The 24,482-nt window shown below is 59.6% G+C and carries 19 protein-coding genes and 1 pseudogene; 2 read left to right on the forward strand and 18 right to left on the reverse strand.

The annotated features are described in order from the left end of the window. Positions 1-154: 154 nt before the first annotated feature. The 18 genes and pseudogenes from tilS to rpsB all read right to left on the reverse strand — a co-directional run bounded on the left by tilS (position 155) and on the right by rpsB (position 20,574). A complete protein-coding gene (gene tilS, locus AC0V2S_RS11280; RefSeq protein ID WP_475509817.1) occupies positions 155-1,468 on the reverse strand; it encodes a tRNA lysidine(34) synthetase TilS in 1,314 nt (437 codons plus the stop codon). Continuing rightward, positions 1,469-2,419, reverse strand: a complete 951-nt coding sequence (locus tag AC0V2S_RS11285) for an acetyl-CoA carboxylase carboxyltransferase subunit alpha (protein WP_475509859.1) — start codon at positions 2,417-2,419, stop codon at positions 1,469-1,471. Between the two features lie 117 nt (positions 2,420-2,536). Continuing rightward, positions 2,537-6,057: pseudogene (gene dnaE, locus AC0V2S_RS11290) on the reverse strand (DNA polymerase III subunit alpha). A 74-nt stretch (positions 6,058-6,131) separates the two neighbouring features. Next, the gene (rnhB, locus tag AC0V2S_RS11295; RefSeq protein ID WP_475509818.1) at positions 6,132-6,731 is read right to left on the reverse strand and encodes a ribonuclease HII; all 600 of its coding nucleotides are present in this window, start codon (positions 6,729-6,731) and stop codon (positions 6,132-6,134) included. Beyond that, complete coding sequence (gene lpxB / locus AC0V2S_RS11300) at positions 6,731-7,864, reverse strand: lipid-A-disaccharide synthase (RefSeq protein ID WP_475509819.1); 1,134 nt, start codon at positions 7,862-7,864, stop codon at positions 6,731-6,733. Before lpxB ends, rnhB begins: the two co-directional genes overlap by 1 nt. Positions 7,865-7,866: 2 nt before the next feature. Next, positions 7,867-8,643: an acyl-ACP--UDP-N-acetylglucosamine O-acyltransferase gene (lpxA, locus tag AC0V2S_RS11305; RefSeq protein ID WP_475509820.1), complete on the reverse strand. Its 777-nt coding sequence runs from the start codon at positions 8,641-8,643 to the stop codon at positions 7,867-7,869. Continuing rightward, positions 8,640-9,083, reverse strand: coding sequence for a 3-hydroxyacyl-ACP dehydratase FabZ (fabZ, locus tag AC0V2S_RS11310; RefSeq protein ID WP_475509821.1), 444 nt, complete (start codon positions 9,081-9,083; stop codon positions 8,640-8,642). Before fabZ ends, lpxA begins: the two co-directional genes overlap by 4 nt. A 48-nt stretch (positions 9,084-9,131) precedes the next feature. Further along, positions 9,132-10,190 (reverse strand): UDP-3-O-(3-hydroxymyristoyl)glucosamine N-acyltransferase, encoded by a 1,059-nt coding sequence (gene lpxD / locus AC0V2S_RS11315; protein ID WP_475509822.1) that lies wholly within the window; start codon positions 10,188-10,190, stop codon positions 9,132-9,134. A 2-nt stretch (positions 10,191-10,192) separates the two neighbouring features. After that, positions 10,193-10,696: an OmpH/Skp family outer membrane protein gene (locus AC0V2S_RS11320; protein WP_475509823.1), complete on the reverse strand. Its 504-nt coding sequence runs from the start codon at positions 10,694-10,696 to the stop codon at positions 10,193-10,195. A 36-nt stretch (positions 10,697-10,732) separates the two neighbouring features. Further along, a complete protein-coding gene (bamA, locus tag AC0V2S_RS11325) occupies positions 10,733-13,114 on the reverse strand; it encodes an outer membrane protein assembly factor BamA (RefSeq protein WP_475509824.1) in 2,382 nt (793 codons plus the stop codon). Between the two features lie 89 nt (positions 13,115-13,203). Further along, a complete protein-coding gene (gene rseP / locus AC0V2S_RS11330; RefSeq protein ID WP_475509825.1) occupies positions 13,204-14,562 on the reverse strand; it encodes a sigma E protease regulator RseP in 1,359 nt (452 codons plus the stop codon). A 14-nt stretch (positions 14,563-14,576) separates the two neighbouring features. Beyond that, positions 14,577-15,767 (reverse strand): 1-deoxy-D-xylulose-5-phosphate reductoisomerase, encoded by a 1,191-nt coding sequence (gene ispC / locus AC0V2S_RS11335; RefSeq protein WP_475509826.1) that lies wholly within the window; start codon positions 15,765-15,767, stop codon positions 14,577-14,579. Beyond that, positions 15,764-16,579: a phosphatidate cytidylyltransferase gene (locus AC0V2S_RS11340; protein ID WP_475509827.1), complete on the reverse strand. Its 816-nt coding sequence runs from the start codon at positions 16,577-16,579 to the stop codon at positions 15,764-15,766. Before AC0V2S_RS11340 ends, ispC begins: the two co-directional genes overlap by 4 nt. Beyond that, positions 16,573-17,334: a polyprenyl diphosphate synthase gene (gene uppS, locus AC0V2S_RS11345; RefSeq protein WP_475509828.1), complete on the reverse strand. Its 762-nt coding sequence runs from the start codon at positions 17,332-17,334 to the stop codon at positions 16,573-16,575. Before uppS ends, AC0V2S_RS11340 begins: the two co-directional genes overlap by 7 nt. 14 nt (positions 17,335-17,348) lie before the next feature. Then, the gene (gene frr / locus AC0V2S_RS11350; protein ID WP_475509829.1) at positions 17,349-17,906 is read right to left on the reverse strand and encodes a ribosome recycling factor; all 558 of its coding nucleotides are present in this window, start codon (positions 17,904-17,906) and stop codon (positions 17,349-17,351) included. Beyond that, a complete protein-coding gene (pyrH, locus tag AC0V2S_RS11355) occupies positions 17,903-18,646 on the reverse strand; it encodes a UMP kinase (protein ID WP_108095943.1) in 744 nt (247 codons plus the stop codon). Before pyrH ends, frr begins: the two co-directional genes overlap by 4 nt. Before the next feature lie 197 nt (positions 18,647-18,843). Then, positions 18,844-19,713, reverse strand: a complete 870-nt coding sequence (gene tsf, locus AC0V2S_RS11360; protein WP_475509830.1) for a translation elongation factor Ts — start codon at positions 19,711-19,713, stop codon at positions 18,844-18,846. Positions 19,714-19,830: 117 nt separating this feature from the next. Continuing rightward, the gene (gene rpsB, locus AC0V2S_RS11365; protein WP_475509831.1) at positions 19,831-20,574 is read right to left on the reverse strand and encodes a 30S ribosomal protein S2; all 744 of its coding nucleotides are present in this window, start codon (positions 20,572-20,574) and stop codon (positions 19,831-19,833) included. A 362-nt stretch (positions 20,575-20,936) separates the two neighbouring features. Here rpsB and map point away from each other — a divergent pair, with 362 nt between their 5' ends. Further along, positions 20,937-21,719 carry a type I methionyl aminopeptidase gene (gene map / locus AC0V2S_RS11370; RefSeq protein WP_475509832.1) on the forward strand — a complete coding sequence of 261 codons (783 nt, stop codon included), beginning with the start codon at positions 20,937-20,939 and terminating at the stop codon, positions 21,717-21,719. A 52-nt stretch (positions 21,720-21,771) separates the two neighbouring features. Further along, positions 21,772-24,474 (forward strand): [protein-PII] uridylyltransferase, encoded by a 2,703-nt coding sequence (locus AC0V2S_RS11375; protein ID WP_475509833.1) that lies wholly within the window; start codon positions 21,772-21,774, stop codon positions 24,472-24,474. Positions 24,475-24,482 lie beyond the last annotated feature (8 nt).

The raw sequence follows: 24,482 nt of genomic DNA on the forward strand, positions 1-24,482 counted from the left end.
TTGCGCCGCCGGGGAAAGCTGAAGGAGGGCTGCTGCCCACCCATTACCGACAAAGCCAAAGACGATGCCGTGAAAATTGATAGCCGTGCAGAGAACCAGAAGGCCTGCGCATTAGCTGTATGAGACGGGAGCGTAGTCTACCGGAACTACCCTTTCAGCTCAAACGTTGGTCATTCGTCGGCGCCTGCCACTGCAATTGCCAGCGCGCCTCAACGGGGACGCGGATTGCAGGCAGATTGGCCACCGCCAACAACTCATCATCGCGGTACAACAATGGCAATCGACCGCGAACAAATGCGGGAATTGCGTGTTCGTTGAGCAGGCGTTTGAGATCACGATGACCGCGGCCGGGGATATTCATCACCTCGCCGCCTTGGCGGTAACGAACGTGCAACGGACCTTGCGGCGCTTCGCCGTGCAAGCGCAGTTGACCGTTGCCGGGCAAGTGCAACGCGTGTGTCGTGTCTTGCCAGATTTGCGGCTGACCAGGCGTCGCCAGCCAATCCCCACTCAACCAAAAAAGCCGCCCACCATCGCGGTGCAACTCGCCCTCAGCCAAACGCCAGATCGGTTTGGCATCTCCCGCTGCATCTCGCAGATCATTCCAGCCTGCCCAATGTTCGCTGTCCGGCAGCAACGTCAGCGGCGCCAGCCAATGGCGCAGGGCATTGCGTTGGCGTTCGGGCGAAAGACCGAGCAGCGGTTGCAATTTTAGTGATGGCAGAGCGAGCCAGCTGAACGGCGATGGAGTTTGCGCAGTCGCCAGATCCAACTCCGCCAAATCATCCAGCAACCCCTGCGCTTCACGCAGATGGGCCGCACTGCGCGCCAAGGTTTGCGCCGCCTGCGGCCAGTGCGTGGCGAACTGCGGTAATACGTGGTGACGCAGATAATTGCGCGCGTAGCCTGGGTCGGTATTGGTGGGATCTTCTATCCAGCCCAGCCCATGCTCATTGGCATAGGCCAATAACTCCGCACGCGAACACTCCAGCAACGGGCGCAGTACTACGCCTCGGCCTAACGAGCGACTGACGGGAATCCCGGCCAGCCCACGCACACCGGCGCCGCGCAGCAAACGGAATAGCAAAGTCTCGGCCTGATCGTCGCGGTGCTGAGCAGTGAGCAGCACTTCGCCCTCCCCCACCACCTGGGTAAACGCCTGATACCGCGCATCACGCGCCGCCCGCTCCAGACTCGCACCCTGCGCGACCTGCACGGGAATAACCCGCAGCGGCACACCCAGCCCATCACACAGCCGCTGACAATGCGCCGGCCAGCCGTCAGCCGCAGCCTGCAGGCCGTGATGGATATGAATGGCGTTAAGAGGTGGCAAGCGCTCGGTGTGCCCGAGGGTCGCCAAGAGGTGGAGCAGAACGCTGGAGTCCAAGCCGCCGGACAAGGCGATATGCCAGGCCGGCGCAGCACGCCAGGGTGCCAGGCCAGCTAGCAACCTGGCGTGCAGACTCATTTAGGCAATGCCGTAGCTCATCAGACGATCGTAGCGACGCGCCAGCAGCGCATCGATATCGAACTTCTGCAAGGAAGCCAGTTGCTCACCCAATGCCGCACGAATCGAGGCAGCGGCCACAGCCGGGGCCGAATGCGCGCCACCCAGCGGCTCGTCGATCACTTTATCTACGATGCCCAGGCCTTTCAGACGCTCAGCCGTGATACCCATGGCTTCAGCAGCTTCCGGCGCCTTCTCGGCGGTTTTCCACAGAATGGAGGCGCAGCCTTCCGGCGAAATCACCGCGTAGGTGGAGTACTGCAGCATGTTCAGTTGGTCGCACACGCCGATAGCCAATGCCCCGCCGGAACCACCTTCACCGATAACGGTGGCAATGATCGGGGTTTTCAGGCGCGCCATCACGCGCAGGTTCCAGGCAATTGCTTCGCTCTGGCCGCGTTCTTCCGCGTCGATGCCTGGGTAAGCACCCGGCGTGTCGATAAAGGTCAGGATCGGCATCTTGAAGCGCTCAGCCATTTCCATCAGGCGGCAGGCTTTGCGGTAGCCCTCGGGGCGCGGCATACCAAAGTTGCGGCGGACCTTCTCACGCACTTCGCGGCCTTTCTGATGGCCGATGATCATAACCGGTTGATCGTTCAGACGCGCAACGCCGCCGACGATGGCCGGGTCGTCGGAGAAGTGACGGTCGCCGTGCAGTTCGTCGAACTCGGTGAAGATATGTTCGATGTAATCGAGGGTGTACGGCCGGCGCGGGTGGCGCGCCAGCTTGGCGATCTGCCAACTGGTGAGGCTGCCGAAGATGCTGGCGGTGAGCGTGTTGCTCTTGTCTTGCAGACGGGCAATTTCATCGCTGATGTTCAGCGAATTGTCGTTACCGACCAGGCGCAACTCTTCGATCTTGGCTTGCAGATCGGCAATCGGCTGTTCGAAATCGAGAAAATTCGGGTTCATAGTCATCCGTCTTGCGCCTGGCCTGGGGCCGGCGGCTGAGTCCGTTGAGCGCCCTACCTTACGGGAACAGGCGCATTCAGGTCGAGAGTAAAAATGGCGCGCGGCGCCGCTCACTTGCTAGCGATAGTGCAAAAAGACGTTGTCGCGCCCGAACTGGTCACGCAATGTTTGAATCAATCCATCCGCCGGATCGATTCGCCAGCCTTCGCCGAACTGCAACAAGGCCTTCGCTTCGCTGCCGGTGTAGTCGAGGGTGATCGGGCAGCCGCCACGGTGCTTCTTGCACAACTCTGCCAGCCAGCGCAGGCGATCGCCCTTCAGCGCATCGCTCTTCACCCGCACACGCAGGCTTTCCGCCAGGCCCGTACGGGCATCTTCCAGGCTCATCACGCGCTTGGCGCGCAGACGCAAGCCGCCGGAGAAATCGTCGTTGCTGACTTCACCTTCGACTACCACCAAGGCGTCGGTTTGCAACAACGCCTGCGCCGAGTTGAACGCATCGGCGAACAAGGACGCTTCGATACGCCCCGAGCGGTCGTCGAGGGTGATAAAGCCCATCTTGTCGCCCTTCTTGTTCTTCATTACCCGCAAGTTGACGATCAGACCGGCGATGGTCTGGCTGTCACGCGCAGGCTTCAGGTCGATGATGCGCTGACGGGCGAAGCGACGAATCTCGCCTTCGTATTCGTCAATCGGGTGGCCGGTCAGGTATAGGCCCAGGGTTTCCTTCTCGCCACGCAGGCGCTCTTTCAGCGAGAGCTCTTTAGCCTTTTTGTGCTTGGCGTAAACGTCGGCGGTTTCGTCAGCAAACACCCCACCAAACAAGTCGGCATGGCCGCTGTCGTGGCTGCGGGCGGTCTGCTCGGCGGCTTGAATCGCTTCTTCCATCGACGCCAGCAGCACCGCACGGTTGCGGTCGATGTTGGCTTGATAGGCTTTGATTTCGTCGTGGAAGTACGGGCCCAGACGGTCCAGGGCGCCGCTGCGAATCAATGCGTCGGTGGTGCGCTTGTTGATGCGCTTGAGATCGACACGGGCGCAGAAGTCGAATAGGTCCTTGAACGGCCCGGCCTGACGGGATTCAACGATGGCCTCCACCGGCCCCTCGCCCACGCCCTTGATAGCCCCGAGGCCGTACACGATGCGGCCGTCGTCGTTCACGGTGAACTTGAATTCCGAGGTGTTCACGTCCGGCGCATCAACGCGCAGCTTCATGCTGCGGCACTCTTCGATCAGGGTGACGACCTTGTCAGTGTTCTGCATATCCGCCGACAACACCGCCGCCATGAAGGGCGATGGGTAGTGGGTTTTCAGCCAAGCCGTCTGGTACGACACCAAGCCATAGGCGGCCGAGTGGGATTTGTTGAAGCCGTAACCGGCGAATTTTTCCACCAAGTCGAAGATGTTACCGGCCAGGTCCGGGTCGATATTGTTCTTCGCGCAACCGTCAATAAAACCACCGCGCTGCTTGGCCATTTCCTCGGGCTTTTTCTTGCCCATGGCACGACGCAGCATGTCCGCTTCACCGAGGGTGTAGCCGGCCATCACCTGGGCGATCTGCATCACCTGTTCCTGGTACAGGATGATGCCGTAGGTCGGCAACAGCACTGGCTTGAGGCCTTCGTACTGATAGTCGGAGTGCGGGTAGGCCAGCTCGGCGCGGCCGTGCTTACGGTTGATAAAGTCATCCACCATGCCCGACTGCAATGGGCCCGGTCGGAACAGGGCCACGAGTGCGATCAGGTCTTCCAGGCAGTCGGGCTTGAGCTTTTTGATCAGCTCTTTCATGCCGCGCGACTCAAGCTGGAATACCGCAGTGGTTTCGGCTTTCTGCAGCAGCGTGTAGGTGGGCTTGTCGTCCAGCGGAATAAAGTCGATGTTCAGCGGTGCTTCGCCGACCTTGGCCTTCTCGCGGTTGATGGTCTTCAGCGCCCAGTCGATGATCGTCAGGGTCCGCAGGCCGAGAAAGTCGAACTTCACCAGGCCGGCCGCTTCCACGTCGTCTTTATCGAACTGGGTTACCAGGCCGCCGCCTTCATCGTCGCAATAAATCGCGGCGAAATCGGTGAGCTTGGTCGGTGCGATAACCACACCACCGGCGTGCTTGCCGACGTTCCGGGTAACGCCTTCAAGCTTCTTGGCCATTTCCCAGATTTCGGCGGCTTCTTCATCCACCTTGAGGAAGTCACGGAGGATTTCTTCCTGATCAAAGGCTTTTTCCAACGTCATGCCGACTTCAAACGGAATCATCTTCGACAGACGATCCGCCAAGCCGTAGGACTTGCCTTGCACCCGCGCCACGTCGCGCACCACCGCTTTAGCCGCCATGGTACCGAAGGTGATGATCTGGCTAACCGCGTTGCGCCCGTAGGTTTGGGCCACGTACTCGATGACGCGGTCGCGGCCGTCCATGCAGAAGTCGATGTCGAAGTCGGGCATCGATACCCGTTCCGGGTTAAGGAACCGCTCGAACAGAAGGTCGTACTGCAGGGGGTCGAGGTCGGTGATCTTCTGTACGTAGGCCACCAGCGAACCGGCACCTGACCCCCGGCCCGGCCGACGGGAATGCCGTTGCGTTTGGCCCACTGGATAAAGTCCATAACGATCAGGAAGTAACCGGGGAATCCCATCTGGATGATGATATCCAGCTCGAAATTCAGCCGGTCCACATAGACCTGACGCTTCTCTTCATAGTTGGGCGTGGTCTCTTTCGGCCACAGCACGGCCAGCCGCTCTTCCAGCCCCTCGAACGAGACCTTGCGAAAGAACTCGTCCATGGTCATGCCATCCGGCACCGGGAAGTTGGGCAGGAAGCTCTTGCCCAGGAGGATTTCGATGTTGCAGCGCTTGGCAATTTCGACGGTGTTTTCCAGCGCTTCGGGAATGTCGCTGAACAACTCCCACATTTCTTCCGGCGACTTCAGGTACTGCTGATCGCTGTAAGTGCGGGCACGACGCGGGTCGTCGAGGGCCCGGCCTTCACCGATGCATACGCGCGTTTCGTGGGCTTCAAAATCGCCCTGCTTGATAAACCGTACGTCGTTGGTAGCGACCAGCATGGCGTCGCAGCGCCCGGCCAGCTCGACGGCCAGGTGCAGATACTCTTCGTCGTTAACGCGGCTGGTGCGTTGCAGTTCCAGGTAGAAGCGGTCGGGGAACACGTCTTGCCATTCACGCAGCGAGGCTTCGGCTTCCTGGATATTGCCGGCCAGCAGGTTGAGGCCGATCTCGCCTTCTTTCGCACCCGACAACGCGATCAGGCCTTCGGACGCTTGCTTGACCCAGTCGCGCTCTATGATCACCTCACCGTTGCGCTGGCCTTCGGTAAAGCCGCGGGAGATCAATTCGGTGAGGTTGCGGTAGCCCTTGGCGTTCATCACCAGCAGGGTCATACGGCTCAGTTGGCCGTCTTCGTCCTTGCTGGCCAGCCACAGGTCGGCGCCGCAAATCGGCTTGATACCGGCGCCCATGGCGGCTTTGTAGAACTTCACCAGCGAGCACAGGTTGCGCTGATCGGTAACAGCCACGGCTGGCATACCGGAACCGGCGGCGGCCTTGACCAGCGGCTTTACCCGTACCAGACCGTCAACCAGGGAGAACTCGGTATGCAAACGCAGATGAACAAAGGTGGCCGGCATGCTGATCCTATAAAGCGCAAAAACGACAAGGCCCGGATTGTACCGGGCCTTGGCGCAAACATCAGCTCAGCCGTTTAAACGTCTTCCAATAACCGCCGCACGGGGGCAAAGGAACGCCGGTGAATAGGGGTTGGCCCCAGGCGCTGCAAGGCTTCCAGGTGAACCGCCGTGGGATAACCTTTATGCCCACCAATGCCGTAACCCGGGTACAGCGCTTCCATTTCCTGCATTTCGCGGTCGCGGCTGACCTTGGCCAGAATCGAGGCCGCGGCAATGGCCGGCACCTTGCTATCGCCCTGCACCACCGAGGCGCTGGGCACCTTGAGTTTCGGGCAGCGGTTGCCGTCAATCAGCGCTAGACGCGGCGTCACGCTCAAGCCTTCGACCGCCCGCTGCATGGCCAGCATGGTGGCGTGAAGAATATTCAGCTGGTCGATTTCTTCGACCTCGGCGCGGGCGATGCACCAGGCAAGGGCTTTCTCTTTGATTTCATCGAAGAGCTTTTCGCGCTTGGCTTCTGTGAGTTTCTTCGAGTCGTTAAGACCGAGGATCGGCCGCGCCGGATCGAGGATCACCGCCGCCGTCACCACCGCACCACACAGCGGACCACGGCCCACTTCGTCGACGCCGGCGACCAGTTCTTCTACCAGGGTGAAATCCAGGCCCAGTTGCATCAGCGTGCTCCTGCCAGTTCAAGCACAGCCTTGGCCGCTTCGGTGGAGGCATCGCGACGCAAGGTGCGATGAATCTGATCAAAACCTTCGGTCTGTGCTTCGCCGCCGTTGAGCAGCGGCGCCAGGGTTTGCGCCAAGGCATCCGGCGTGGCGGCATCCTGCAACAGCTCAGGCACCAACAGGCGGCCAGCGAGCAGGTTAGGCAGCGACACATACGGGCTTTTCAGCATGCGTTTGAGAATGCGGTAGGTCATCGGCGCCACGCGGTACGCCACGACCATCGGCCGCTTATAGAGCAAGGCTTCCAGGGTCGCTGTGCCCGAAGCGATCAATACCGCATCGCAGGCGGCCAGCGCGGTATGCGACTGGCCGTCGAGCAAGGTCACGGGAATATCGTGGCCGACCAACTGCGCTTCGATCTGTGCGCGGCGCTCTGGACTGGCGCAGGGCAACACAAACCGTACGCCTGGGCGCAGCGCTCGAAGACGGACTGCGGCGTCGAGAAACAGACCACCCAGGCGTGACACTTCACCGCCTCGGCTGCCTGGCATCAAGGCGACCACAGGGCCGTCTTCCGGCAAATTCAGTTCGGCACGCGCGGCGGCGCGGTCGGCCTCAAGGGGAATGGCATCGGCCAGGGTATGGCCGACAAAGCGCACGGGCACTTGGTGCTCGTCGTAGAATTTCGCCTCAAAGGGAAACAGCGTCAGCATCAGGTCGCAGGCTTCGCGAATCTTCAGCACCCGTTTCTGCCGCCAGGCCCAGACCGACGGGCTGACGTAATGCACGGTCTTGATGCCGGCGCGGCGCAGCTTGAGTTCGAGGTCGAGGTTGAAGTCCGGCGCGTCGATGCCAATAAACACATCGGGCTTGGCCGCAATCAGGGTCTTAATCAGACGCTTGCGCCGCGACAGCAGCTCCGGCAGCCGGCCCAGCACTTCCACCAGGCCCATCACCGCCAGACGCTCCATCGGGAAATACGAGTCCATGCCCTCGGCCTGCATACGCGGGCCGCCGACACCGATGAATTCAACCTCAGGATGCTGCGCCTTGAGGGCGTGCATCAGACCCGCGCCAAGGATGTCGCCCGACGCCTCACCGGCAACGATGGCGATACGCACTGGAGCGCCCATGGTTAGCGGGTGATGCCGCGCGACGAGGCTTTGATGGAGTCGATAAACACGGCGACTTCCGGGTATTGCGCAGCGGAGTCGGCCAACTCGGCGAGCGCCTTGTCGACGGTCAGCCCTTGGCGATACACCACTTTATAGGCGCGACGCAGAGCCTGAATGGCCTCTTCGCTGAACCCACGACGGCGCATGCCTTCGAAGTTCATGCTGCGCGCTTCGGCTGGGTTGCCGAATACGGTGACATAGGCCGGTACGTCTTTGCCGATGGCGGTGCCCATGCCGGAGAAGCTGTGGGCGCCGATACGGCAGAACTGATGCACCAGGGTAAAGCCGGACAAAATAGCCCAGTCATCCACGTGCACATGGCCGGCCAACGCGGTGTTGTTGACCAGGATGCAGTGGTTGGCGATCACGCTGTCGTGCCCGACATGGGCATAGGCCATGATCAGGTTGTGGTCGCCAATGGTGGTTTCTGCGCGGTCCTGAATGGTGCCGCGGTGGATGGTCACGCCTTCGCGAATCACGTTGTGGTCGCCGATCACCAGGCGGGTGTCTTCGCCCTTGTACTTGAGATCGGGGGTGTCTTCGCCTACCGAGGAAAACTGGTAGATGCGGTTGTGCTTACCAATGCGCGTGGGCCCCTTGAGAATCACGTGGGGCCCGATGACCGTACCCTCGCCGATTTCCACACCGGGACCGACGATCGACCAAGGGCCGACTTCTACGTCGTCGGCCAGCTTGGCAGTCGGATCGATGATCGCTCGAGGGTCAATCAAACTCATAGCTTCCTTTCCGCACAGATGATTTCTGCCGAGCACACTTCTTTGCCGTCAACGCTGGCACGGCAGGCGAACTTCCAGATGCTGCGCTTGGAGCTGATGAACTTGGCTTCAAGAATCAGCTGGTCGCCCGGCGTTACGGGCTGGCGAAAACGCAGCTTATCGGAGCCGACGAAGTAGTAAAGCGTGCCATCGGCCGGCTTCACGTCAAGCATCTTGAAACCCAGGATGCCGGCGGCTTGGGCCATGGCTTCGATGATCAGCACACCCGGCATGATTGGGTGTTCGGGGAAGTGACCGTTGAAGAAAGGCTCGTTGATGCTGACATTCTTGTAGGCGCGAATGGTCTTGGTGTCTGCCACATCCAAGTCAACCACACGGTCTACCAGCAGGAACGGGTAGCGGTGCGGCAAGTACTCGCGGATCTGGTTAATGTCCATCATGTTCGGAAAAGCCTGTAATAGAGGAAGGGGACTGACGAATGTCGTCAGTCACGCATCAGATGAAGCATCGTCGGCCGGGGTCACGGCGGCCAGACGCTTTTCTAGCTGCTGCAGGCGACGCGCCATGTCATCCAGGGTACGGAAACGGGCCGCGCTTTTGCGCCACTCCGCTGCCGGCTGCATGGCCGTGCCGGAAGAATACGAACCGGGTTCGGTAATAGAGCGAGTAACCATGGTCATGCCGGTGACGAATACGCCATCGCAGATCTCGATATGCCCCACCAGTCCGACGCCGCCGGCAAGCATACAGTGCTTACCGATTTTGGTGCTGCCGGAAATACCGACACACGCCGCCATGGCGGTGTGATCACCGACCTGGACGTTGTGCGCGATCATGATCTGGTTATCCAGTTTCACGCCGTTGCCAATGATGGTGTCGGCCAGCGCGCCACGGTCGATGGTGGTGTTGGAGCCCACTTCCACGTCATCACCCAGGGTGACGCCGCCGATCTGGGCGATCTTCTGCCACACGCCTTTTTCGTTGGCAAAGCCGAAGCCTTCACCGCCGATGACTGCGCCCGACTGAATGACCACACGCTTACCGATATGCACATCGTGGTACAGCGTTACCCGCGGTGCCAACCAACCACCCTCACCCACCACGGTGCGCGCGCCGATAAAGCACTGGGCACCGATGGTTACGCCGGCCCCAATCTGCGCACCACTCTCGATAACCGCGTAGGCCCCGATACTGGCAGTCGCATCGACCACCGCATCCGCCGCGACAATGGCGGTGGCGTGAACGCCGGCCACCGCACGCGGTTTGCGATCGAACAGATGGGAAAGTTCGGCGTAAGCCAGATAGGGGTTGGGGACGATCAATGCCGCGCCGGCATAACCGTCGGCATCCGCCGCAGTCAGCAGCACCGCACCGGCTTTGCAGTCAGTGAGGAATTTGCGGTATTGGGGGTTGGCGAGGAAGCTCAGCTCAGCCGGGCCAGCCTCATGCAAGGTGGCCAAGCCGGTAATGCTGGTGTCTGCAGCGCCACGCAGGGTGGCGCCTAGACGCTCGGCCAGCTGGCCGAGGGAGAAAACAATAGCAGTCATGATTAACGCGACTGGTTCATGCGCTCGATGACTTGGCGGGTGATGTCGTACTGAGGTTTGACATCAATCACCGCACCGCGCTCCAGCACCAGGTCGAAGGCGCCGTTCTTGATCACGTCTTCAACGGCTTTATCCAGAGTCGGCTTCAGCTTCTTCAGCATTTCGCGGTCCGCACCGGCTTTGGCTTCGTTCAGCTCTTTGGACTGGAACTGGAAGTCACGGGCCTTTTGCTTGAATTCAAGCTCCAGACGCTCACGCTCGCCTTGCTGCAGTTTGTCGCCTTCTTTGACCAGACGATCCTGGATGCCTTTGGCGCTGGTTTCCAGAGCCTTGAGCTTGGTGAGTTGCGGACCGAATTTCTTCTCGGCATCCACTGCGTATTTCTTCGCAGCGTCCGACTCAAGCAGTGCCTGCTGATAGTTCAGCACGGCAATTTTCATGTCGGCGAAGGCCGGGCCTGCCAGAACGGCAGCGCTTAACAGTACCAATTGGATCAACTTGCGCACGATGAACTCCTGCAAAACTGTTGTGTGATCAGGTAATTAGAAAGTCTGACCGAGGGAGAACTGGAACACTTGAGTGTCGGCATCGTCCGGCTTCTTGATTGGCATGGCCAAGCTGAAGCTGAGCGGGCCCAACGCGGTAATCCAGGTCACGCCAACACCTACGGAGCTAGCCAGACTACTCAGGTCGAGATCACAACCGCTGTCGCCACGTTTTTTCTGCGTGGAACTGCAGTTGGTATCGAACACATTACCCACATCCCAGAACAACGAGGTACGCAGGGAACGCTGGTCTTTCACGAAAGGCAGTGGGAACAGGTATTCCGCACCACCCTGGATCAACACGTTACCGCCAAATGGCAGCGGATCTTGGTCCGGGTCGGTGTAACGACCGTATTTGTCACGGCCACCGCCTGGCACATAGCTTGGGGTACTGCGCGGGCCAAGGCTGCTGTCTTCGAAGCCGCGTACCGAGTTGAAACCACCGGCGTAGTAGTTCTCATAGAACGGCAGGCCGGAGGTGGAACCGTAACCGTCGCCATAACCCAGTTCGGTATGGAAACGCATGGTGGTGTTGGTGGTCAGCGGCGCGAAGATCTGAGCGCGGTAGTCCAGCTTGTAGAAGGACAGGTCGCTACCTGGCAACGTGGTTTCCAGCACCAGGCTTTGCGAGTGACCACGGTTAGCCAGCACGCCACGGTTCAGGGTGGACTCGGACCAGCCGATGGAGCCTTTGAAGTTGAGGAAGTTATCCCCTTCCTGGTCGAGGAAGTTGATGATTTCGTCAACGGTGTAGTCACCGGTCTTGATTTCGTCTTCCTGCGCAGTCAGACCAAAGGTCAGGCGCGCAGTCTCACTGATTGGGTAGCCAATGCTTACGCCACCGCCAAAGCTGTCCACGGCATAGCTGGAAACGTCGGTGTCCAGTTCATCGTAGTCAGTGGTGCGGTAGAAGGCGTTGTAACCCAGGCTCACGCCGTCGACGGTCCAGTAGGGGTCAACGAAGCCGAAGTTGTAGCGGGTTTGGTATTCGCTGCGGGTAAGGCCGATGCTGACCTTGTTACCCGTACCCAGGAAGTTGTTCTGGCTGATCGAACCACCAAGGATCAGACCGGCGTTCTGTGCGAAACCCACGCTAGCGGTGATGGAACCCGAAGCTTGCTCTTCAACGCTGTAGTTCACGTCAACCTGGTCGTCGGTACCCGGCACTTGCGGGGTTTCAACGTTTACTTCTTTAAAGAAGCCCAGACGCTCCAGACGGGTTTTCGACTGGTCGATCAGGTAGGTCGAAGCCCAGCCGCCTTCCATCTGACGCATTTCACGGCGCAGCACTTCGTCTTCGGACTTGGTGTTGCCACGGAAGTTGATGCGGTTTACGTAAGCACGTTTGCCTGGGTTGACGCCGAAGGTAATCGATACGGTGTGGTCTTCGTCGTGCGCTTCCGGCACGCCGTTGACGTTGGCAAAGGTGTAGCCCTCGTTACCAAGGCGACGGGTGATGAGTTCCGACGTGGTGGTCATCAGCTTGCGCGAGAACACCTGGCCTTTTTTCACCAGCAGCAGGGCTTTGACTTCGTCTTCCGGCACCTTGAGGTCGCCGCTGAGCTTCACTTCACGAACGGTGTACTTCTGGCCTTCATCCACGTTGACGGTGATGTAGACGTGCTTCTTGTCCGGGGTGATGGATACCTGGGTGGAGGAGATATCCATATTGATGTAGCCGCGGTCCAGGTAGTAGGAGCGCAGACGCTCAAGGTCACCGGACAGTTTTTCGCGGGCGTACTTGTCGTCGTTCTTGAAGAAGGAAAGCCAGTTGGTGGTCTTCAGTTCGAACAGATCAACCAGGTCTTCATCCGGGAACACCGTGTTACCCACCACGTTGATGTGCTGGATGGCGGCGACGGTGCCTTCATTGATGTTGATCTTCAGCGCGACGCGGTTACGCGGCTGGGGAATAACTTCTGCTTCGATTTCGGCCGAGTAGCGACCCTGGGCCACGTACTGACGCTGCAGCTCGTTACGCACGCCTTCAAGGGTGGCGCGCTGGAAGATTTCGCCTTCCGACAGACCGGACTGGTTCAAACCCTTCAGCAGGTCTTCGCTGGTGATGGCCTTGTTACCTTCGATCTCGATGCTGGAGATCGACGGGCGTTCTACTACAGTAATGACGAGCACGTTGCCGTCACGACCCAGTTGAATGTCCTGGAAGAAACCGGTTTTGAACAGCGAGCGGGTGGCTTCGACCAACTGGCGATCATCGGCCGTTTCACCCACGTTCAGGGGCAAGGCGCCGAACACGCTGCCGGCGGAAACCCGCTGCAGGCCGTTGACGCGGATATCGGAGATGGTGAAGGACTCGGCGTGAACTTCGGCGATCATCAGTGCGAAGAGCACCACAGGTAGCAGCAGCAGACGTTTCATGAAGTCCTTTCTTATTCCAACTGACGATAAAAAATCTGCCGCGAAAGGCGGCACTTTTTGTAATTCGGTGAACGGTATAACGATGAAACTCAGAACCGACTCAGGTCATTGACCAGCGCCAGCAACATCACCCCAACCACCAGACTGATGCCGATCTGCATCCCCCACCCCTGCACTCGCTCTGACACCGGGCGACCACGCACCCATTCGATCAGATAGAAAAGCAGGTGCCCCCCATCAAGCACGGGAATCGGCAAAAGATTGAGAACCCCCAAACTGATGCTCAGATAGGCCAGGAAATTTAGAAAATCCCCTACCCCGGACTGGGCTGAAGCGCCCGCCACTTTAGCAATGGTTATCGGCCCGCTCAAGTTTTTTACCGAGAGCTCGCCAAAGAGCATTTTCTTCAGTGAATCAAGGGTCAGGAGGCTCATCGTCCAGGTGCGTTTAAGCGCCTGGGAGACTGATTCCAGCGGCCCGAAATTCACTTCACGAAGCATGTCCGCCGGCCACTCACCGCCCTGCACACCGGCGCCGAGGTAGCCTGAGTGAGCCTTGTCGTTACCTTTTGACGCCAAGGTGACCGGCACATCGATCTGCTGACCATCGCGTTGAACCGCCAGCAGGATGCGCTGACCGGCACGCGGGCGCACACCGTCGACTAGTTGCTGCCAGTCGCCAAGCGCCGCACCATCCAGGGTCAGCAAGCGATCGCCAACTTTCAAGCCGGCTGCTTGCGCAGGCCCATCGGGATCGAGCGTGGCGAGTACCGGCTCAAGCACCGGACGCCAAGGACGGATACCCAGCGAAGCAATCGGGTCTGGCTCGTCAGCGCCTTTGAGCCAATCCTGCAATTGAACGTTATGGGTGGTTTCAGTGGTGGAGCCCGGCTCAATCACCTGCACGGCAATCTGCCCGCTTTCGCCTAGACGGCGAACCAGCTGCAGGCCGATGTTGCTCCAGCCGCTGGTACGCTCACCATCGACTGCGACAATTTCCTGACCCGCCGCCAAACCGGCCTGCGCCGCCAAACTCTGCGGCTCGACCGCACCAATCACCGGGCGCACTTGCTGGCTGCCCATCATCGCCAGCACCCAGAAAAAGAAAATCGCCAGTAGGAAGTTGGCGATAGGCCCAGCAGAAACAATGGCGATGCGTTGCAGCACCGGCTTGCGGTTGAAAGCGAAAGGGAGGTCTTCGGTGGCGATGTGCGCGTCGGTCTCGCGCTCGTCCAGCATTTTTACGTAGCCGCCCAGCGGGATGGCGGCGACAACAAACTCGGTACCGTGACGGTCGTGCCAGCGCACCAGCGGGGTGCCAAAGCCGACGGAGAAGCGCAGCACCTTCACACCACAACGGCGAGCGACCCAGAAATGGCCGAACTCGTGGAAGGTAACCAGCACGCCCAGGGCGACCAGCAGGCCGCAGACCATATACAGCATGTTCATTTACATCCTCCGAGCTAACGCCCGTGGTGACTCAACCAGTGTTCAGCCTGCGCTCGCGCACTGGCATCGGCGGCCAGTACGGCATCAAGACTGTCTACCGGCTGGGCCGGCTGAGCGTTCAAGACCGCGTCAATCATACTCGCGATCTCGGGGAAACGAATGCGCCGTTCGAGAAACGCCGCCACCGCCACTTCATTCGCGGCATTAAGCATGGCCGGCGCCGTTCCGCTTGCCTCGGCGGCCTGACGAGCCAAACGCAGGCAAGGGAAGCGCTGCTCGTCCGGCGGGAGAAAGTCCAAACGAGCAATGGCGAACAGATCGAGGGGCAGCACACCTGAGTCGATACGCTCCGGCCAAGCCAGTGCATGGCTGATCGGCGTACGCATATCAGGGTTGCCCAACTGCGCCAACACCGAACCGTCGACATAATCGACCAGCGAGTGAATGACGCTCTGCGGATGAATCACCACTTCGACTTTGGAGGGCGGCGCGTCGAACAACCAGCAGGCCTCGATCAGCTCCAGGCCCTTGTTCATCATGCTGGCCGAATCGACCGAAATCTTGCGCCCCATGGACCAGTTCGGGTGCGCACAGGCCTGTTCAGGCGTTACATGCTGCAAATCACCCAGCGGCGTCTGACGGAACGGGCCACCCGAGGCGGTCAGCAGAATGCGCCGCACGCCTACGTTATTGAGGCCACGCGCATAGTCGGTGGGCAAACATTGGAAAATGGCGTTGTGTTCGCTGTCGATCGGCAGGAGCACGGCGCCGCTTTTGCGCACAGCCTGCATAAACAGCGCGCCGGACATCACCAGCGCTTCTTTATTAGCCAGCAAAACCTTCTTGCCCGCCTCGACGGCGGCCAGCGTCGGCTTCAAACCGGCGGCGCCGACGATCGCCGCCATCACGGCATCCACTTCAGGATGGGCCGCCACTTCGCAGAGACCGCCCTCCCCTTCCAGCACTTGAGTCGCCAAGCCTGCCGCCTGCAGGGCAGCGCGCAGCTTGCCGGCTGCCGCTGCGTCCGCCACTACTGCATAGCGTGGACGATGCAGCAGGCACAGCGCTTCCAGCTCGGCCAGGCGAGAGAAGCCACTAAGGGCAAACACTTGGTAACGCTGAGGGTGGCGAGCGATAACATCTAGCGTGCTAAGGCCGATGGAGCCGGTCGCCCCCAGAACCGTGATCTGTTGCGCCAGACTCACAGCGAACCCCAGCCCGCACCCCAGAGCAACACGGTAATCATGGGGATGGCGGCAGTCAGACTATCGATGCGATCCAGCACACCGCCGTGGCCCGGCAACAAATTGCTGCTGTCTTTCAGGCCTGCCTGGCGCTTGAACATGCTTTCGGTCAGATCACCGACCACCGACACCATCACCACCAAAGCAACACCGGCCAAACCGAGCACAAACTCGCCCACGCTCCAGCCACGGAACAGGCCTACGCCAACAGCGATCAGCAGACATGTCAGCAGACCACCGAACACACCTTCCCAGCTTTTACCCGGACTGACCTTGGGCGCCAGCTTGCGTTTGCCAAAGGCACGACCGGAGAAATAGGCGCCGATATCTGCCCCCCAAACCAGAATCATCACCGCGAAAATCAGCCAATTGGCCAGCGGCCATTGCTTGATCAGCACCAGGCCTTGCCAGGCCGGCAGCAGAATCAGCAAACCGATCACCAATTTAATTGGCGTACCCGCCCAATAGCGGCTGCTCTCAGGAAAGTTGACCACCAGAAAGGTCGCCGCCAACCACCAGACGATACCCACCAGCAGCACGACCGGCGCCAGCGCGGGCACCTGATACAGCACGAACAGCAACACGGCGACGGCAGCGGCGTAAGTCACACGCACTGGCTGCGCTTCAAAGCCAGCCAGACGCGCCCACTCCCACGCCCCAAGGGTTACCACCGCGCCAATAAACAAGGCGAAGGCAGAACCACTGAGCAGAAAAAAACCGCCGAGGGCGATAGGCGCCAGAATCAGAGCCGTGATGATGCGTTGCTTCAACATTGTGCGCGTGCCTCAGCTGCCACTTGCTCGCTGGTTTTACCAAAGCGGCGCTGGCGGGTAGCGTAATCGGCCAGCGCGTTGCGCATGGCGTCGTGTTTGAAGTCCGGCCAGAACAGGTCGGAGAAATACAACTCGGAATACGCCAACTGCCACAACAGGAAATTGCTGATGCGGTGCTCGCCACCGGTGCGGATACACAGATCGGGCAACGGTTGGTCGCCGGTGGCCAGGTGGCCTTGCAACAGACGCGGAGTGATGTCTTCCGGACGCAAATGACCAGCCTGCACCTGATGCGCCAATTGCTGGGCAGCCTGAGCGATATCCCACTGGCCGCCGTAGTTGGCCGCTACCTGCAGGACAAAACGGTCATTACCCGCAGTGAGCGCCTCAGCTTCGCGCATGGCGCTTTGCAGTTCAGGGTGAAAACGCGAGCGGTCGCCGATGATGCGCAGGCTGATGCCGTTGGCATTGAGCCGCCTCGCCTCGCGCCGCAAAGCAGAGAGAAACAGCTCCATCAAGGCGCCGACTTCTTCTGCCGGTCGATCCCAGTTTTCACTGGAAAAGGCGAACAAGGTCAGTACCTCAACGCCTTCCTCGGCGCACACCTCAATCACCGCGCGCACCGCATCAACGCCCGCTTTGTGCCCGGCAACGCCAGGCAGCAGGCGCTTCTTGGCCCAGCGGTTATTGCCATCCATGATGATTGCCACATGCCGTGGCACGCCCGGCGAGCCGGTCTTGACGGTCTTTTCCATGACGAGACCGACCGTTAAACGGCCATCAGATCCGCTTCTTTCTGCTTCACAGCGACTTCAATCTCGCCGACGAACTTATCCGTCAGTTTCTGGATGTCATCGGCTGCGCGGCGTTCTTCGTCTTCGCTGATTTCTTTCTCTTTCACCAGATCTTTCAGCTGGCTCAAAGCGTCGCGACGAATGTTGCGCACCGCTACACGACCGTCTTCAGCTGCATCGCGTGCTTGCTTGGTGAAGCCCTTACGGGTTTCTTCCGTCAGCGCCGGCATGGTGACCAGCAGCAGTTCGCCGAGGTTGGTCGGGTTCAGACCCAGACCGGAACTCTGAATAGCCTTGTCGACAGCAGAGAGCATGTTGCGCTCGAACGCTACGACTTGCAGGGTACGCGAGTCTTTAACGGTAACGTTGGCGACCTGATTCAGCGGGGTATCGGCGCCGTAGTAAGGCACCATCACGCCGCCGAGCACGCTTGGGTGCGCCTGGCCGGTGCGGATGCGGCTGAAAGCGTGGACAAGCGATTCCAGGCTCTTCTGCATGCGTTCTTGGGCGTCTTTCTTGATTTCGTTGATCATTGCTCGCCTTCCTCGATCAGGGTTCCTTCCGCGCCGCCCACTACGATATTCAGCAGTGCGCCGGGCTTGTTCATATTGAAGACCCGCAGCGGCATCTTGTGGTCACGGCACAGACAGATGGCCGTCAGGTCCATCACGCCCAGCTTGCGGTCCAAGACTTCGTCATAGGTCAAACGGTCGAATTTTTCAGCATTCGGATCTTTGAACGGATCGGCGGTGTACACGCCATCCACCTTGGTCGCCTTCAGCACCACATCAGCATCGATTTCGATGGCACGCAGGCAGGCTGCGGAGTCGGTGGTGAAGAACGGGTTACCGGTACCGGCGGCGAAAATCACCACGTCCCCGGAGTTCAGATGGCGAATGCCTTTGCGACGATCGTAATGGTCGGTGACGCCGACCATGGAAATCGCCGACATCACGATAGCGGGGATATTCGAGCGCTCAAGGGCGTCGCGCATAGCCAGGGCGTTCATTACCGTGGCCAGCATACCCATGTGGTCGCCGGTGACGCGGTCCATGCCGGCAGCGCTCAAAGCCGCGCCGCGGAACAGGTTACCGCCACCAATCACCAGACCAACCTGAACCCCTATTCCGACCAATTGGCCGACTTCCAGGGCCATGCGGTCGAGCACTTTGGGGTCGATACCGAAGTCTTCCGACCCCATCAAGGCTTCGCCGCTTAGTTTGAGCAGAATGCGTTTGTAGCGAGGTTGGCGACCACTCACCTGCTGAGCCATGCGTATCTCTCCTGCGGCGTTTGAATTCTGAACAGGCGAAATGCCTGCATTGATCGAGCGCTTGGACAGCGCTCACGGCATTTGGTGCAGCACAGTGCACCAATACCTCTTACACATGCAATTGTCGGCCCCATTTCGACAAAGAGGCTGCGCGCGTGAGCGGGCAGCCTCTTCGGGGCGACAGGTAAAAACCCGCCTTACTGCTTGCTGGCAGCCAGTTGAGCCGCTACTTCGTCTGCGAAGTTGGATTCAACTTTCTCGATGCCTTCGCCTACGCCGTAACGTACGAAGGAAACGATTTCAGCGCCGGCTTTCTTGGCCAGAGCACCAACGGTGACTTCTGGATCTTTCACGAAAGACTGCTCAACCAAGCTGGCTTCGGCCAGGAACTTGGAGATACGGCCAGCAACCATCTTCTCGACGATCTCGGCTGGTTTGCCTTTGATCTTGTCTTCGTTGAGGGACAGGAAAACGCCCTTCTCACGCTCGATGGCTTCAGCGGAAACTTCCGACGGCAGCAGGAACTCAGGGTTGCTGGCAGCAACGTGCATAGCGATGTCGCGAGCCAGTTCCGGGGTACCGCCTTTCAGCGAAACGATCACGCCGATTTTGTTGCCGTGAACGTAAGCACCCAGCACGTCGCCTTCAACAGCGGTCAGACGGCGAATGTTGACGTTCTCACCAACCTTGGCAACCAGCTCAACGCGAGCGGTTTCGCGAGCAGCGATCAGCGGCTCAACGGTGGTCAGGTTTTCGGCCAGGGCCTGGTCGATGCTGTCAGCTACGAATTTCTTGAAGTCATCTTGCAGAGCCAAGAAGTCGGTCTGCGAGTTCACTTCCATGATCACGGCGCGCTTGTTGTCAGCAGCAACCTTGACCGCGATGGCGCCTTCGGCAGCCACGTTACCGGCTTTCTTGGCGGCCTTGATGGCACCCGAAGCACGCATATCGTCGATGGCTTTCTCGATGTCGCCGCCAGCCTTGGTCAAGGCCTTTTTGCAATCCATCATGCCTTCGCCAGTACGCTCACGCAGTTCTTTAACCAGCGCTGCAGTAATCTCTGCCATTTCGAAATCCTCTTGGATAAGTCCCACCCGGCGAGCCGGATGATGATCAATTCTAAGGTGGCAAAAAGGGGGCCTAGCCCCCTTTTTGCTAACCGAGAGACGCTAGAAGCGGTCTACTCAGCCTTCAGCTTGTTCAGCAGCAACAGGAGCTTCGACGAATTCGTCGGTGCCGCCGTTGGCGTTGCTGCGGCCACGCACTACTGCGTCAGCCATTGCACCCATGTACAGCTGGATGGCGCGAATGGCGTCATCGTTGCCTGGGATGATGAAATCAACACCTTCCGGGCTGCTGTTGGTATCGACGATGCCGATAACCGGGATGCCGAGCTTGTTAGCTTCGGTGATAGCAATGCGCTCGTGATCAACGTCGATTACGAACAGAGCATCAGGCAGGCCGCCCATGTCCTTGATACCACCCAGGCTGCGATCCAGTTTTTCCAGATCACGAGTGCGCATCAGCGCTTCTTTTTTGGTCAGCTTGGTGAAAGTGCCGTCCTGGGACTGAACTTCCAGGTCGCGCAGACGCTTGATCGACTGACGGATGGTTTTGTAGTTGGTCAGCATGCCGCCCAACCAGCGGTGATCGACGAACGGCGAATTGCAGCGTGCTGCTTCTTCAGCCACGATCTTGCCAGCGGAACGCTTGGTACCGACGAACAGAATCTTGTTTTTGCCCGAAGCCAGTTTCTCAACGAACGCCAGAGCGTCGTTGAACATCGGCAGGGTTTTTTCGAGGTTGATGATGTGGATCTTGTTGCGCGCGCCGAAAATGTACTTGCCCATTTTCGGGTTCCAGTAACGGGTCTGGTGGCCGAAGTGCACACCGGCCTTCAGCATATCGCGCATATTGACTTGGGACATGATAGTTCCTTGATAAGTCGGGTTAGGCCTCCACGCATCCCAATGACCAACCTCCAGCAATTAACTGCGAGCAATTAACTGAAAGGCACCCAGGTCATCGTGTCGATACGTGTGTGGGGTTTAGGCTTTCGAGCTAGTGCCCGGAAAGCGGCGCATTTTATACCACAGCAGGTGGGGAAACGGAACCCGAAAGTACGTATCGACGCGGCAACAGGTCGAACACAAATCACCCCACTACTATAAGGAAAGCACCATAAGCCTGTAGGGATCAGCCCACAGCTAGATAGTTAGGCTGCTTGGAATGCTAGAATCGCGCTTTCCGTATTTTTGCCGAGCGCCAACCGGGCGCTGAGAGAGCTTGTATGACCGTCACTATCAAGACGCCCGAAGAAATCGAAAAAATGCGCATCGCCGGCCGTCTGGCCAGTGAAGTGCTGGAAATGATCGGCGAATACGTCAAGCCGGGCGTGACCACCGAAGAACTCGACCGCATCTGCCACGACTATATCGTCAACGTTCAGCAGGCTATTCCTGCGCCGCTGAACTACAAGGGCTACCCGAAATCCATCTGCACCTCGATCAACCACGTGGTGTGCCACGGCATTCCGAATGAGAAGCCGCTCAAGGATGGCGATGTACTGAACATCGACATCACCGTGATCAAAGACGGCTACCACGGCGACACCAGCAAGATGTTCCACGTCGGCAACGTACCCGAGTGGGCAGTGCGCCTGTCCAAGATCACCCAGGAATGCATGTATAAAGGCATCGAACTGGTCAAACCGGGCGCACGCCTGGGCGATATCGGTGAGGTGATTCAGAAGCACGCGGAAAAGAACGGCTTCTCGGTGGTGCGCGAATACTGCGGCCACGGCATCGGCAAGGTGTTCCACGAAGAGCCGCAAGTGCTGCACTACGGCCGCGCCGGCACCGGCATGGAATTGAAAGAAGGCATGACCTTCACCATCGAGCCGATGATCAACCAGGGCCGCGCCGAAACCCGCCTGCTGGGCGACGGCTGGACCGCCATCACCAAAGACCGCAAGCTCTCGGCCCAGTGGGAACACACCATTCTGGTGACCGCCAGCGGCTACGAGATCTTCACCCTGCGCACCGATGACACCATCGCTCGCACCTCGGCCTGATCGACTACCTGACCTGACCACCCTTTATATAAAGAGTAAGGAAAGCAACTGAATGCCGCAGGTGGATCCCGAGTTGTTCGACCGCGGCCAGTTCCAGGCGGAACTGGCGCTCAAAGCCAGCCCCATTGCGGCATTCAAGAAAGCCATCCGTCGTGCCCATGAGGTGCTCGATGAGCGCTTCAAGGAAGGCCGCGACGTGCGGCGCCTGGTGGAAGACCGCGCCTGGTGCATCGACCAGATCCTGCGCGAAGCCTGGGCCCAGTTCGATTGGAGTGAAGACGCCGATATCGCCCTGCTGGCCGTCGGCGGCTACGGCCGTGGCGAGCTGCATCCGTACTCGGACATCGACCTGCTGCTGTTGCTCGACAGCGCCGACCACGAAATCTTCCGCGACTCCATCGAACGTTTCCTCACCCTGCTGTGGGACATCGGCCTGGAAGTCGGGCAAAGCGTACGCTCGGTAGATGAATGCGCCTCCGAAGCGCAAGCCGACCTGACGGTGGTCACCAACCTGATGGAAAGCCGCACCATCGCCGGCCCCGAGCGTCTGCGCCAGCGCATGATCGAGGTCACCAGCACCAGCAAGATGTGGCCGAGCAAAGATTTCTTCCTTGCCAAGCGCGACGAGCAGACCGCCCGCCACGCCAAGTACAACGACACCGAATATAACCTCGAGCCGAACGTCAAAGGCTCGCCCGGCGGCCTGCGCGATATTCAGACCATTCTCTGGGTCGCCCGCCGCCATTTCGGCACCCTGAATCTGCACGCCATGGTCGGCCAGGGCTTTTTGCTGGAAAGCGAGTATTCGCTGCTGGCCTCATCCCAGGAGTTTCTCTGGAAGGTGCGTTACGCCTTGCATATGCTTGCCGGCCGCGCCGAAGACCGTCTGCTGTTCGACCACCAGCGCGCCATCGCCAAGCTGCTCGGCTTTGAAGACAGCAACGGCAAGCTCGCCATCGAACACTTTATGCAGAACTACTACCGCGTCGTGATGAGCATCTCCGAGCTCAGCGAACTGGTGGTCCAGCATTTCGAAGAAGTGATTCTGCGCCACGAAGACAGCGGCCAGGTGCTGCCGCTCAACAGCCGCTTCCAGCTTCGCGACGGCTATATCGAAGTCACCAGCTCCAGCGTCTTCAAACGCACGCCGTTCGCCATGCTCGAAGTGTTTGTGCTGATGGCCCAGAACCCCGAGATCAAGGGCGTGCGCGCCGACACCGTGCGCCTGCTGCGCGAATACCGGCACCTGATCGACGACGAGTTCCGCCAGGACATCCGCAACACCAGCCTGTTTATCGAGCTGTTCAAATGCGAAATCGGCATTCACCGCAACCTGCGGCGGATGAACCGCTACGGCATTCTCGGCCGTTACCTGCCCGAATTCGGCGATATCGTCGGGCAGATGCAGCACGACCTGTTCCACATTTACACCGTGGATGCGCACACGCTCAACCTCATCAAGCACCTGCGCAAACTGCAGTACACGCCAATCTCCGAGAAATTCCCGCTGGCCAGCAAGCTGATGGGCACCCTGCCCAAGCCGGAACTCATTTATATGGCCGGCCTGTACCACGACATCGGCAAGGGCCGTGGCGGCGATCACTCGGAGTTGGGCGCGGTCGACGCGCAAGCCTTCTGCGAACGCCACCAGCTGCCGGCCTGGGATTCGCGCCTGATTGTCTGGCTGGTGCAAAACCACCTGGTGATGTCCACCACTGCGCAGCGCAAGGACTTGTCCGACCCGCAGGTCATCCACGACTTCGCCCAACTGGTGGGCGATCAGGTGCACCTCGATTACCTGTACGTGCTGACTGTGGCCGATATCAACGCCACTAACCCGACCCTGTGGAACTCCTGGCGCGCCAGCCTGCTGCGCCAGCTGTACAGCGAGACCAAGCGCGCGTTGCGCCGTGGGCTGGAGCACCCGGTCGACCGCGAAGAACAGATTCGCCAAACCCAGAATGCCGCCCTGGATATTCTGGTGCGCAGCGGCACCGACCCGGACGACGCCGAACAGCTCTGGTCGCAACTGGGCGATGACTACTTCCTGCGTCACACCGCGGGCGACGTGGCCTGGCACACCGATGCCATCTTGCAGCACACCTCGGCCCACGACCCGCTGGTGTTGATCAAGGAAACCACTCAGCGTGAGTTCGAAGGCGGCACGCAGATTTTCATCTACGCCCCCGACCAGCACGACTTCTTCGCCGTAACCGTGGCGGCCATGGACCAGCTCAACCTGAACATCCATGACGCCCGCGTCATCACCTCCAGCAGCCAGTTCACCCTCGACAGCTATATCGTGCTCGACACGGATGGCGGGTCGATTGGCGACAACCCGGCGCGTATCAAGGAAATTCGCGAGGGCCTGGTCAACGCGCTGAGCCACCCGGACGACTACCCGACCATCATCCAGCGCCGGGTACCGCGCCAGCTCAAGCACTTCGCCTTTGCCCCGCAGGTGGTGATTTCCAACGACGCCGGCCGCCCGGTTACCGTGCTGGAACTCACCTCACCGGACCGCCCCGGCCTACTGGCGCGGATTGGCAGAATCTTCCTGGACTTCGACCTGTCGCTGCAGAACGCCAAGATCGCCACCTTGGGCGAGCGCGTGGAAGACGTGTTTTTCGTCACCGACGCCAACAACCAGCCGTTGTCCGACCCCGATCTGTGTGCCCGCTTGCAGGACGCGATCATCCAACAGCTCTCCGACGCCGACGGCAACCGAGTCGAACTCTCCCGCATCAGTATTTGAATAACGAC

It is taken from the genome of Pseudomonas sp. CC11G (assembly GCF_056174845.1).

What these genes read in the sequence shown, in the direction of transcription:
- tilS (WP_475509817.1), bottom strand. Translation starts at nt 1,468, where the DNA reads ATGAGTCTGCACGCCAGGTTGCTAGCTGGCCTGGCACCCTGGCGTGCT.
- AC0V2S_RS11285 (WP_475509859.1), bottom strand. Translation starts at nt 2,419, where the DNA reads ATGAACCCGAATTTTCTCGATTTCGAACAGCCGATTGCCGATCTGCAA.
- rnhB (WP_475509818.1), bottom strand. Translation starts at nt 6,731, where the DNA reads ATGCAACTGGGCCTGGATTTCACCCTGGTAGAAGAACTGGTCGCCGGC.
- lpxB (WP_475509819.1), bottom strand. Translation starts at nt 7,864, where the DNA reads ATGGGCGCTCCAGTGCGTATCGCCATCGTTGCCGGTGAGGCGTCGGGC.
- lpxA (WP_475509820.1), bottom strand. Translation starts at nt 8,643, where the DNA reads ATGAGTTTGATTGACCCTCGAGCGATCATCGATCCGACTGCCAAGCTG.
- fabZ (WP_475509821.1), bottom strand. Translation starts at nt 9,083, where the DNA reads ATGATGGACATTAACCAGATCCGCGAGTACTTGCCGCACCGCTACCCG.
- lpxD (WP_475509822.1), bottom strand. Translation starts at nt 10,190, where the DNA reads ATGACTGCTATTGTTTTCTCCCTCGGCCAGCTGGCCGAGCGTCTAGGC.
- bamA (WP_475509824.1), bottom strand. Translation starts at nt 13,114, where the DNA reads ATGAAACGTCTGCTGCTGCTACCTGTGGTGCTCTTCGCACTGATGATC.
- rseP (WP_475509825.1), bottom strand. Translation starts at nt 14,562, where the DNA reads ATGAACATGCTGTATATGGTCTGCGGCCTGCTGGTCGCCCTGGGCGTG.
- AC0V2S_RS11340 (WP_475509827.1), bottom strand. Translation starts at nt 16,579, where the DNA reads ATGTTGAAGCAACGCATCATCACGGCTCTGATTCTGGCGCCTATCGCC.
- uppS (WP_475509828.1), bottom strand. Translation starts at nt 17,334, where the DNA reads ATGGAAAAGACCGTCAAGACCGGCTCGCCGGGCGTGCCACGGCATGTG.
- frr (WP_475509829.1), bottom strand. Translation starts at nt 17,906, where the DNA reads ATGATCAACGAAATCAAGAAAGACGCCCAAGAACGCATGCAGAAGAGC.
- pyrH (WP_108095943.1), bottom strand. Translation starts at nt 18,646, where the DNA reads ATGGCTCAGCAGGTGAGTGGTCGCCAACCTCGCTACAAACGCATTCTG.
- tsf (WP_475509830.1), bottom strand. Translation starts at nt 19,713, where the DNA reads ATGGCAGAGATTACTGCAGCGCTGGTTAAAGAACTGCGTGAGCGTACT.
- rpsB (WP_475509831.1), bottom strand. Translation starts at nt 20,574, where the DNA reads ATGTCCCAAGTCAATATGCGCGATATGCTGAAGGCCGGTGTGCACTTC.
- map (WP_475509832.1), top strand. Translation starts at nt 20,937, where the DNA reads ATGACCGTCACTATCAAGACGCCCGAAGAAATCGAAAAAATGCGCATC.
- AC0V2S_RS11375 (WP_475509833.1), top strand. Translation starts at nt 21,772, where the DNA reads ATGCCGCAGGTGGATCCCGAGTTGTTCGACCGCGGCCAGTTCCAGGCG.